Genomic DNA, 10,820 nt, shown 5'->3' with positions numbered 1-10,820 from the left:
AACGGCCGGCTCACCCGCACGGCACCGAACACCTACAAGATCACGCTCCCCGATGCCTTGACACCGCCAACGAGCCCTTAACTTCGTGGCATTGGTCCAACAACTGCCGATGACAGTAGCCCTCGGGCCGTCCACCCCGCCCCTGGAACCAGGCAGGCACCGGCAGCAACGGCCGGACGGCCGCCCACTCCGCGTCCGTCATGTCCGACGGATACCGGCGCACCCGGTCCGGATGGTCGGCCGCGTTGCCGTACACATGCGCGAGGCAATCGCACGACACGGCGGGCGAGTTGAAGTCAACGTGCCCGGGCACGTACAACAACGACAACAGGGCCTCCGGGAACCACTCGGAATGGGATCGCACCCCCGAGCTACCAGGAGGCCCTGCTTCCACGCGCGGAAACCGCCGCAGTCACCCGATCGAGACTCTCGTTCGACCGACAGCCTTCGAGATCGGTACGGGTAACAACCACTTACGTGTCGGGATGCTGCGGCAGGGCGAGCCAGTCCGACCAGGAGATCTCACGGCCGAGGAAGCGCGGCTGCTCGAACGGCCAGTCGGCGGCGATCCACTGCGGCACCAGCGCGTCGAGGGCCTGCTCGACCTTGCTGCCCACCAGCTCGTCCACCACCCACCAGGAGATCTCGCCGTCCGCGCCGGCCCTCTCCGGCGGGTCGATGTAGACACAGCCGAGCAGAACTGTCTCCGCCGCGTCGAACAGCGCGTAGTTGAAGGACTGGTGCGCGGCGATCTCCTTCTCGTGCCGCAAAAGGTCGGCCTGGTCGGCCTCGTAGGTCATGGTGTCCGCGGGCCAGCCCCAGGCCGGGCCGAAAATGGTCCACAGCCGCTCGCGCGAACCCATCACAGCCGGATAGTCGAGCGGGGTGTCCACCTCCCGGATCGGCCGCAGGTGATGACCACCCCCCGGCAGTGGTACCAGGACGGGGTGGACGAAGTCATCGGGAAGCCAGCTCATGGCGCCCGACCGTAGCAGCGCGCGGCCGTCCGCTCCCCTGGATTTTCCCCGCATACCGCCAGGCCCTGCTCTCATGCCGGGCAAGGCCCGCGATCACCCGATCGAGACTCCCGTTTCGCCGCCGTCAGGGTGCAGGCCGACACCGAGAACGGCGAAATCGTCGCTTCTCTGGGGAGAACTCAAGCAGGTGGAAGGCCGGCTGGGTCTGTCACTCCCTTCCGCTCTGCGTGAGGCATGCCTGTTCTTCGGCCGCTTTCCGGAGTTGTTCGAGCACCAGGATGGAGCGTGGCGGCTCCGTGTGACGGCGTATTGGTTGTGGTCTCGGGCGGGGTGGAACACCGCACCCCCGTAACCGGCATAACTGCGAGGACCAGCCACCTGGCCCTGCTCTCGTGGTCACGGTTTCTGCTGGTGTCAGGCCGCGTACGCCGGGATCAGAACGGGATCTGGGAGAGGAACGCGGTTGTGTACTCCTCCGGGGGATACCCGGTGAGTCACTTCTGCATCGGCGACGACATCGACTACATCGTCACCGACCGCGACGGCGGCATCTGGACCTCGTACGGTGACGAGGGCATCTACGGAGACCACCCGGAGACCAGTGCCGGCCTGGCACGCTGGGACACCGACGGTACCCACACCTGGAGCCCTCAGGGACGGCTCCCCGTATGGCCCCTCGGCGGAAGTGCGGGCACCACCGAGGAGGCCGTGGCCTGGCTCGCCTGGTACAGCCCCGAGGGTGCCTTCCTATCCCGAGTCGCTCCCGCCACCGGCGACATCACCAGCTACCGCAACCCCCTGAGAGACACCGACGGCATCGCCGTCCGCGGCACCCGGATGCTCCTCACCCACCGGTTCCACAACCGTCCCGGCGTCGAGCTGAGCCGCGCGGAGCTCGTCGACGATGCCTGGGTGATCACCGCCCAGGAGCAGCTGCGACTACCGGGGCCGGTAGTCATGCGCTGCGCCCAGGGCCGCGACGGTGTCCTCTGGCTCCGCGCCGGCGACAGCTGGATACAGATCGAAGCTTGAGCCATCAAGGCTCGACCGCCCGGTCCCACCACTTCCCATGCCCGAGATACCGACTGAGGGCGGGTGCGCTGCCAGGCGTGCGGCGAAAGTGCTGGTCACAGCCATCCACACAAGATCGCGTCGGTCAGCTCGAACAACGCGTCCGAACGAGCGGTCAGGCAGGAGCAGAACTCGCCCCGGAAGCGTGACAGATCCGCCAGCGCCTCCCGCGGGACATCCTCATGCAGCAACCCATCCCACGGCCTTCGCGCTGGATGTGAGTGTTTCCTTGGTCGGAGCACATGATCCAGACGAAGGCCGCTTCCGCGTACGGCGGTTACCGAACCGAGTGGTCAAGCAGGAGGCCACGTTCGAACTCGGACGTTAAAGATCAAGCTAAGGGTTGTCGCGTAAGTGTCCGCGGTGCTGACGGCGAGCGGTCAGGCCTTCTCTGCCAGCGCCGAGTAGGCCCGCTCGATGCCCTGCGTGTAGCCGGTCCCCAACTCGACGTAGGCGTGCCCGCTGGCCGCACACGCTTCACGCAGGGCAGCGCTCTGCTGCCTGACCCACGCGGCGATCTCCCGGTAGGTAGTGTCATCGGCTCCTTCGAGCCAGTCCGGGGCTACCCGCAGGTGTTCGGGGGTCAGCTTCGTATTTCCAAGGAAGACGGAGGTCAGCGGTATCCCGAGACCGGCGGCAGCCGTGGCCGCCGCCGGTGTGACGATGTCCCCCTCTACTGCATAGCCGTCCTCGGGATCGGAGTCATCCAGAGCCTCCGCAGATGCACGGATGAACTCGATGAGGAACGGCTGGGCGAGCACTGCTTTGTCTGGATGCGTACCATGCCGCACGCCGTGCTCGGGTGCAGCGCGCTGCAGCATCGACACCAGAGCGTCGGTCGGGCATCCCGGAATGCCCTCTCTTTCCAGCAGCATCCATGCGAGGGTGCTCTTACCCACCCGTGGCGGGCCGCCTATCAGGTAGATCACATCAAGACCGTAATACCTCGGGCGACGACTTGGGTGATCTCGCTGCGGCCGAATCCCGATCACTGAGTCTCGATGGGCGAGGCGATCACGCCGTTAGACGATCTTGGACATGGCTGGTGTGATCACCGCTTCGGAGCCGTCCTGGATAGCCCCGTTCACCGGGCTGAGCCCGCGCTGCTTCGGCAAGCTCGTGACCGCGTTGCGGCGGGAGGGCGCGGATCCAGTCCGCAAGGGCCGGCCCTGGGGCCACCGGCCCGCAGGTGCGGCCCTTCAGCAGTCGGGGCAGGAGGCGGGCGGTGCCGGCATCCCAGTACACGGTCTCCAGCACGTAGTCCTCGCGGGCCTGGCCCCGGCGGCGGGCCTTGGTGCGGGCGCCCTTGGCCTTCACCGGGCAGCGGCGCCCGGCCAGAGCAAACACTGCCTGTCCATTCGAGACGGCAGCAGCGCCAACGGCGCCGTCCTGGAGCAGTTCGACTGCCGCGAGTACGCGACGCAGCAGTGGCGTACCGGCACCAGCACCGGGGGCGGGGCCGTACTGTTCAACATCGGCAACGGACTCTGCGCCACGGTCCACGGGGGCAGTACCGCCCATGACGCCCACGCCGTGCAGTGGACCTGCAACACCTCGCACCCCACACATGCGTGGGTCGGCACCAGCAAGCCGGACCTCGTGCTGATGGAGGGCTGACCAGGACGTGGTTCCGCGCCCGATTCGCGAAGCGGCGGGCGCGGAACCACACCGTGAAGCTGACCGAAGCGGCCCCTGGTCATCGGAGCAGTGGGTCGCGGGTCGCGGGTCGGGGGTCGTGCAAGGCGCCTCCCTCTCAGCTTCCCGAAGGCCCGGCCGGTGCGGTATGCCTGCGGGCCACTTCTTCGCCGGAGAGCCGGGGCAGTGCTTCGAGTCCCCGGAGAGCCGCATCCGGGCACCGCCCTGGGCCTGCTGCTCACCGATCCCGAGGGCTCTCGGCGTAGTGGCGCAACCTCACCCCCCGCTACTTCGACATCTACGACCGCGTCCTCACCGACCGGACCTCCTGAACCGCGCGCCAGCGGCCCGCCGACGTCGCCCCGCCGGGGGAAGCAGCAGGATTCCGGCAGTGGAAGCGCTGCCGAGTAGGGTGGCGCCCGAGATCCGGGCGCCACCCGGGCATATCCGAACAACCATAATGAACCGGCACGAGAAGGATGGACAGAACATGGCAGAGCGACGCATCGCGGTGTTCGGCGCCGGATACATCGGGCTGGTGACCGGAGCGTGCCTCGCCGAGCTGGGCCACCACGTGGCGGTCCGGGACATCAACCCCGAGCGCGTCCGCATCCTCCGCGCCGGTGACGTCCCCATCCACGAACCCGGCCTCGGCGACATGATCGCCCGGAACAAGGAACGTCTGACCTTCACCGAGGACCTCACCAAGGCCGTCTCCGGCGCCGAGATCGCCTACGTCTGCGTGGACACTCCGCCATCGGCCTCCGGCGACGCCGACCTCTCCCGCGTGTGGTCCGTCGTCCGTTCCCTGGCCGACGCCCGCGACCTGAAGGCCGTCGTCATGAAGTCCACCGTCCCCGTCGGAACCGGCACCCGCGCCCGCGCCTTGCTCGACGAGATCGGCCAGGCCGACGTCGGCTACGTCTCCAACCCCGAGTTCACCGCCGAAGGCCGAGCCATCCAGGACTTCATGGCCCCGGACCGCATCGTCATCGGCCAGGACAACGACACCGCCGGCGCCCTCGTCGCGGCCCTGCACACCGGCATCAACGCCCCCGTCGCCACCATGGACGTGAAGTCCGCCGAGATGGTCAAACTCGCCTCCAACGCCCTCCTCGCCACGAAGATCAGCTTCGCCAACGAGATCGCCACCCTCTGCGAGAACACCGGCGCCAACGTCACCGAAGTCCTCGGAGCCGTCGGCATGGACCACCGCCTCGGCGCCCACTTCCTGCGCCCCGGCATCGGCTGGGGCGGCTCCTGCTTCCCCAAGGACAGCGAAGCCCTGCGCCAGATGGCCTCCAACACCGGTTTCCACCCCCAGCTCCTCACCGCCGTCATCAACGTCAACAACATCCAAAAGCGCCGCGCCGTCCAGCACCTCAAGGACGAACTCGGCGACCTCGCCGGCAAGCGCATCGCCCTCCTCGGCATGGCCTTCAAGCCCGACACCGACGACATGCGCGAAGCACCCTCCACCGTGCTCGCCAGCCGCCTGCTCGCCGAAGGCGCCCACGTACGCTCCTGGGACCCCCTCGCCCGCCCGGCCGCCGGTGAACCCTGGGACTCCACCACCCGCTACCCCACCCCCCAGCAGGCCCTCGCTGGCGCGGACGCGGCAGTGATCGTGACCGAATGGTCCGAACTCGCCGAAGTCGACTGGACCGAAGCCCACAGCGCCATGCGCACACCGGTCATGTTCGACGGCCGCAACCTCCTCGACCCCGCGCGCCTGCGCGAGATCGGATTCCGGTACACCTCCGTCGGCCGCCCCTGACCGAACAACCGAGAGGCGCCTCCCAAGTCCAGAGGCGCCCTCGTCGTCAGGGGACGAGCGCGGACAACTCCCCGGCCACCGCCGCATAGGAGTCCCGGATGCCGGCCTCGTTGCCGAGCCGGTGACGCTCCAGGCGCAGCGCGCCGAGGTGGCGCGCCTCGTATACGTGCCGCCGCCAAGCGACGGCTTCGGTTTCCTCCGGCCGCGGTAGGCGTCGCAGAAGGCCAAGCGCTCGTCCTGCTTGGTGCGGGCCATCGACGCCGGCGTGGCGGCACCGTGGGCGACCGGTGAGGAGGCCTACGGGCAGGACCCGCAGCTCCGTGCCGCCCTGGAGTGGCTTCGTTCACTTCAACCGGCTCTGGCTCAACTTCTGTGGTGCGGTGCAACGGCTCGGCGCACTGCGGCCGGCGGACGAGGGAATCGGCAGGTCAGTGGCGCGCGATTCGGACGCCAGCCCGCATGGGCTAACACCACGGAAGTGAGCCGGAGGACGGGCTGGCGGAGGGCGTTGGCAATGCGCCGGACGGGTGGTCGACGCTCACCAACTGGCAGGATTCCGGTCCGGTAGTGGCCGCCACCGCGCTGCCGCCGGTCGGCGCCGGCAAGAAGATCGCAGGCCGCAAACGCCACATCGGCGCTGGCCGGCGCCCGGTTGTCGGCCATGCGCCACGCAGCAGCGGGGGACACGGGCGGCCCAGCGCGGTGAACTCCGCGGCCGGTCCCCGTCCCGGCGGGGACCGGCCGGGACGGGGACCGGGACCTTCCGAGCGGACGGCGGGCGACTCGCGTGGGATCTCGGGCGTGCTGCTTTCCGGCGTACGACGCGCTTCGACACGCGCATGGCGGAGATCACCAACGCGCGCTGGGACCAACCTTCGATGGCCACCTTGCCCCTCGGCACCATGGCTGGCGTTGCGATGCAGATGATCGTGCCGATCTGCGCGACACCCGAACTCGCCGTGCTGCGTACGAGCGGGGCGATTGACCCCGACTCGACGACGCGCCCGCAGAACGTCGACGATCTCGTCGACCGGGTCGAATACAACCTCGTTCCGGCCGGCGTGCCGTACCGCACGCAGATCATCAACGCGCTGAAAGGCCTCAAGGACGATGACACGCTGTCGGAACCGACACGCGAGAGGCTGTTCGAGGAGGCCGAACGCGAGGTGATGACCTCCGCGTACGGCCGCCGCGATGCCCAGTGGGCGCTTCTCGACGCAATTGGCCGTGCACGCCGTTTCATCTACATCGAGACCCCCGGCCTCGCACCGGCGCAACGGGACTGCGCAGCCACGGGGCGATCCTGTACCGCCCTACGCGGCCGACCTCATTGCCGCACTCGCGAGCCGCCTTGACGCCGCTCCCGGCCTGCACGTGGCGATCTGCGTGCCGCGCGACCCGGACACCGGGGCCCGACCTCCGAGATCTCCGGCCGCCTGGTCCGCACGACCCTGCGCGCCCTGGTCACAGCATCGCGGCGGCCGGCTTGCGGCAGGCCTCGCCATGGATCTCGACCTCATGGTGGAACCCCGCCGCCCGCAGGCGGGCGGCGGGAGTCGCCCGGCACCCCTCACGCGAAGGCGCGGTGGGCCGCCGCATGGCGGGGCGGCGCTGGTGCCTGAGTCGGGGGTGGGGCCGGACTGGGACGGTGCCGGATCAGCGCTGGCCGGGGAGCAGCGGCCGTTCGGCGTCGGTTTCGGCGGAGCGATCGAATGCTCCGGGGAGGGAGAGGTCGTCGATGAGTTCGTCGATGAGTTCCTGCGTGACGTGCGGCATCACGTAGACGTGGCTGTAGTCGTGGCGGCGGCCGCCGAGGTTGAGCGGGACGCAGGCCAGGGAGTACTTCTTGGCGATCTCGGCCCGGGGCTGCTGGAACCAGACGCTGAGTGCGTGGTCGCCGTGGCCGACCTCGATACCGTCTTCGGCCCAGGGCTCGCCGCGTTCCTGCAGCATGGAGCTGAGCTTCCGGAGGCGTTCCGCCGTGTACTCGGCAAGCCGCAGGACCTCGGCGGCCTGACGCACCTGCTGCTCCTCACCGAGCTGCGCGAGCTGGTTCCACATGGCCAGGGAGGCGAATCCGCTGCGGGAGCCGGCGAAGGTGCTGTCCGGGGAGGCGACGACCGCCGGGTCGGACGGCGGGCGCAGCTTGGATCCCGCGCGGGACATGTAGATGCCGGTGGGGACGGGCGCCCCGGGGTACTTGTGGCCGCTGGTGACGATGGAGGACACCTCCGGGATGCGGAAGTCGAACACCGGGGGCGCGGTGTCGATGAGCCCCGCGTTGCGGGCCTTCTCCAGGTAGGGGGCGTAGGCGCCGCCGAGCGCCCCGTCGACGTGGATCCAGTAGCCGTTGCGGATGCTGACCCGGTCGAGGTCGTCGGGGTCGAAACGGACGGTGCGGTCGATGAGACCGTGGGTCTCGAAGACGGGGCGCAGGCGCTCGCAGGCGGTCTGGACGTCGTCGTAGGCGCCCTTGAAGACGCTGCCGATGTTGAAGTTGACGAGGACGGGGTGGCCCTTGGCGGCGAAGAAGTCCACGAGGGCGACCAGGGCGTCGACGTCGATCGTGCCGGGTCCCTCGTCGCCGCCGGTGGTCGGGACGCCGCCCAGGGGCCAGCCGTTGTAGGTCTGCATCCCGGTGCCGGTCAGGTCGATGGGGCACCGGCCCGGGTAGAGGCTTCCGCCGAGGTCGTAGAAGGTCGGGATGTCCAGTACCCGCATGGCCTTGATGTGGGAGTAGTGGGTCTCCTGTGAGAAGAACGCCACTGGGGAGTATGCGTTGGGGTTGTCGTCGGGGTGCTTGGCCCGGAGGTAGGTGGTGCGGCAGCTGTGGTCGCCGGCGATCTCGTCGCGTACGAGGGCGTTACCGTCGAGGTAGTCACGGGCGTTCCACAGGGCGTAGAGGTTGCCCTCGGTGCTGCCCATGGACAGGACGTAGCCCCAGCCGTCCTGGTCCTGCGGGTTGGCCGGATCCTGGGGAAGCGGGGCGTGCCACAGGCGGGCGTAGTGCTCCAGGACCGCGCGCTCCAGCCACCGTGAGTGCAGGCTGTAGTTGCTGTCGACGAACGGGTCCCCGGCGTTGTTGATGTGGTGGCCGAGGAAGCGGCCGAGGGCGGTGTGGCCGTCGAGCGACAGGTTGACCTGGTAGCCCAGCAGACGCCCCCGCCGCTCGCCGAGGTACTCACCCAGCTTGGCGAGGACCGCTGTCCTGTGTTCATCGGTGTAGGCGTCGGTGCCGAGCCGGTAGTCCTCGTCGGTCGGCAGCGCCGACAGGTGCAAACCGGAGTGTTCGATGGTCATTCGCATGTCCGATTCTGAGCGATTCGCCAAGCAGCGACCGGATGTGTTCAAGGTCAGACGGTAACGGCGTCGGGAACCGCTCGAGGCTTATTAGGGGATAAACGCGGGAGCGAGACATGCTGCCAGCCGCCTGCCCATTATTCGAAAAATGGATGACCGGAGCAGCCGGCGTGCACTGAGCCGGGGACACGGCAGCCGCCAGAGCGGCAGAAGTGCTGCTCGCCGTGCGTCTCGCGGCTACAGGATAGGTGCAATCCGCCACCTCGGTTACCGGGCCGTCTACACGTATCGACTGTTCATCATTTCGAATGAAGCGGGGGTGTGCTCAATATGGGAGGGGGTGTTAGAGAGTGGCCCCGGGCAACGGCGTCGACGGTTTGGAATGGCGATTTCGCGCCATTCCATCAACCGTGCAGGCAAATGATCAGAGGGCGAAATCGAGATCGAGGTGTCGTACGTCGGCCCCGACCTCCACGACGTCCTCGCCCTGACGGATACGGACCGCACACACCCGGGCGGCCCGCCCCGCTCGTACGCCGCAGGCCGCCGCACATCGGCCCGCACGTGGCGGCGGCCCTGCCCGCCGCGCACGCGAATGCCTACCACGCGCTCGTCGACCAGGCCCGGCTCGCCCCCGGAGAGCCCGATATGATCGCGGCCGCGGAGCAGATGCCCAGCGGTCTGGTCCTGGATGGCGAGGTGGCTCCCCCGCGCGGGGGAGCACCGAGTCGGCCCAGGCAAGACCGTCCGGGCCGACTGTCCCGTCCGGCCGCGCGGCTAGAGCCTCGCGATGTCCTTGTGCATCACGTCGGCGCTGTCGGAGTGGTAGGCGGCCAGGCGCACCTTGAGCGGGTGGCCCGCCGGGGCCTTGATGACGACTTCGCGCGGCTCCCCCATGCCGATGCCGTGACACGAAGGCTCGGGGGTGAGGGAGGTCCAGCCGTCCCCGCCGGCCTTCGGGTCGTTCCACTGAACCCAGGCGCAGTCACGCTCGCCGGAGGTGATCAGCACGTAGGTGACCTTGACGGAGTTCACCGCGCCGTCGATGCGCTCGTAGTTCACCTTCGCGGTGTTGTGGTGGAGGTTGGCACCGGCCTCCAGCTTGACCGTGCTGAGGGTGGTCTCGGCGGCGGCCGGGGCCGCCCCTCCCGCGAGCGTCGCGGCCGTCAGGGCAAGGGCGGCGGGCAGGGCAGAGGATATGCGCATGTTCCTTCTCCGCAAAGGTAGTTGGGGCGATCGCGCGCACCCTACCCCGTGGGTCGGACATCCCCCTTCCCGCGACCTGTCAGTTCAGGCCGCAGAAGGGGGAGTTGACGCGAATCAGAGCTTGAGCCTGAAGGTGAAGTCACCGGAGGGCCTGCCGCCCAGCCGGACCGCCGAGACGAGACTCCCCTCCGCGATCAGGCGCTCGACCTCGGCCCGTGCGAACGACGGCCCCCTCGACGTCAGGCCACACCAGTCCCAGAGCGGGAGGCATGAGGCTGGCATGCCGGAGGGAGCACCGCTGGCCGGACCTGGTCGACGGGCGCTCGCCGCGGGGGACGGCGGGGGTAGTGCTGCGGGGTGGTCCGCCCCGGGTGACGCCGAGGCCGCACGTCTGCTCGCTCGGTGCGGGGGAGTCGCCGACGATGCTCTGCTGTGGTGAACCGGCGGACGAACCTGCTGGTGGGCCTTCTCGACGGCAGTGTGAACGGGCTCACCTTCGGCAGGGCGGGCAAGCGTTACGTCATGCTCAGCCGGGGTCTGATCACGCTGCACCGCACCGACCCCGAAGCCTTGCGTGCGATAGTCCTCCACGAGCTGGCGCACCTGCGGAACCGCGACGTCGACATCGCGTACCTGGACCGTTCGACATGTACGTCTGAGAAGGCAGCGGGCCCGGCAGACGGGTCGAAGACGGCGAGCGGGTAGGCGACGGTGACGCGGATCGCCACGAGTCGGCTGAAGGTCCAGGAGGAGACCAGGGTGGATGCCAGCCGTGACCGCGTCGTACACGAAGCGCCGTCGCATGTCCGGTCATGGGTGACGGGCCGGTCCCTGCTGCCCCGCGCCTCGCGGAC

9 protein-coding genes and 3 pseudogenes are annotated in these 10,820 nt (G+C 68.9%); 6 read left to right on the top strand and 6 right to left on the bottom strand.

All coding sequences use genetic code 11. The features are described from left to right. Nucleotides 1–94 precede the first annotated feature (94 nt). Together ACIQUT_RS32915 and ACIQUT_RS32910 are read right to left on the bottom strand one after the other, a co-directional pair. A pseudogene (locus tag ACIQUT_RS32915) lies at nt 95–280 on the bottom strand (transposase); the annotation flags it as partial. 193 nt (nt 281–473) lie between these two features. Further along, nucleotides 474–977 (bottom strand): N-acetyltransferase, encoded by a 504-nt coding sequence (locus tag ACIQUT_RS32910; protein WP_283461651.1) that lies wholly within the window; start codon nt 975–977, stop codon nt 474–476. Between the two features lie 489 nt (nt 978–1,466). On the opposite strand from ACIQUT_RS32910, the gene ACIQUT_RS32905 reads away from it, so the two are divergent. Further along, nucleotides 1,467–2,009, top strand: a complete 543-nt coding sequence (locus ACIQUT_RS32905) for a hypothetical protein (protein ID WP_403568375.1) — start codon at nt 1,467–1,469, stop codon at nt 2,007–2,009. Between the two features lie 419 nt (nt 2,010–2,428). Here ACIQUT_RS32905 and ACIQUT_RS32900 read toward each other — a convergent pair whose 3' ends face one another. Further along, nucleotides 2,429–2,977, bottom strand: a complete 549-nt coding sequence (locus ACIQUT_RS32900) for a hypothetical protein (protein ID WP_403568373.1) — start codon at nt 2,975–2,977, stop codon at nt 2,429–2,431. Nucleotides 2,978–3,086: 109 nt separating this feature from the next. Here ACIQUT_RS32900 and ACIQUT_RS32895 point away from each other — a divergent pair. Beyond that, nucleotides 3,087–3,221 (top strand): annotated as a pseudogene (locus ACIQUT_RS32895) (IS5/IS1182 family transposase); the annotation flags it as partial. On the opposite strand, the pseudogene ACIQUT_RS32890 reads toward ACIQUT_RS32895, so the two are convergent. After that, nucleotides 3,171–3,386, bottom strand: a pseudogene (locus ACIQUT_RS32890) (site-specific integrase); the annotation flags it as partial. The pseudogenes ACIQUT_RS32895 and ACIQUT_RS32890 sit on opposite strands and share 51 nt — an antisense overlap. Between ACIQUT_RS32890 and ACIQUT_RS32885 the strand changes: the two are divergent. The 3 genes from ACIQUT_RS32885 (at nt 3,282) to ACIQUT_RS32875 (ending at nt 6,815) form a co-directional block, all read left to right on the top strand. Then, nucleotides 3,282–3,665, top strand: coding sequence for an RICIN domain-containing protein (locus ACIQUT_RS32885; protein WP_403568381.1), 384 nt, complete (start codon nt 3,282–3,284; stop codon nt 3,663–3,665). The pseudogene ACIQUT_RS32890 and the gene ACIQUT_RS32885 sit on opposite strands and share 105 nt — an antisense overlap. A 508-nt stretch (nt 3,666–4,173) precedes the next feature. Then, a complete protein-coding gene (locus tag ACIQUT_RS32880) occupies nt 4,174–5,460 on the top strand; it encodes a UDP-glucose dehydrogenase family protein (RefSeq protein ID WP_403568372.1) in 1,287 nt (428 codons plus the stop codon). 839 nt (nt 5,461–6,299) lie between these two features. Further along, nucleotides 6,300–6,815: a hypothetical protein gene (locus ACIQUT_RS32875; RefSeq protein ID WP_403568370.1), complete on the top strand. Its 516-nt coding sequence runs from the start codon at nt 6,300–6,302 to the stop codon at nt 6,813–6,815. 301 nt (nt 6,816–7,116) lie between these two features. Here ACIQUT_RS32875 and ACIQUT_RS32870 read toward each other — a convergent pair whose 3' ends face one another. Beyond that, nucleotides 7,117–8,760, bottom strand: a complete 1,644-nt coding sequence (locus tag ACIQUT_RS32870) for a pyridoxal-dependent decarboxylase (RefSeq protein ID WP_403568369.1) — start codon at nt 8,758–8,760, stop codon at nt 7,117–7,119. Between the two features lie 777 nt (nt 8,761–9,537). Beyond that, nucleotides 9,538–9,966 (bottom strand): hypothetical protein, encoded by a 429-nt coding sequence (locus tag ACIQUT_RS32865; RefSeq protein WP_403568367.1) that lies wholly within the window; start codon nt 9,964–9,966, stop codon nt 9,538–9,540. Between the two features lie 435 nt (nt 9,967–10,401). Here ACIQUT_RS32865 and ACIQUT_RS32860 point away from each other — a divergent pair, with 435 nt between their 5' ends. Further along, nucleotides 10,402–10,671, top strand: coding sequence for a M48 family metalloprotease (locus ACIQUT_RS32860; RefSeq protein WP_403568365.1), 270 nt, complete (start codon nt 10,402–10,404; stop codon nt 10,669–10,671). The last annotated feature ends 149 nt before the right edge of the window (nt 10,672–10,820 follow it).

Origin of the sequence: Streptomyces sp. NPDC090445, from assembly GCF_044769385.1 — a bacterium.
Classification (GTDB): domain Bacteria; phylum Actinomycetota; class Actinomycetes; order Streptomycetales; family Streptomycetaceae; genus Streptomyces.
This window is presented reverse-complemented; position numbering and strand designations above follow the sequence as displayed.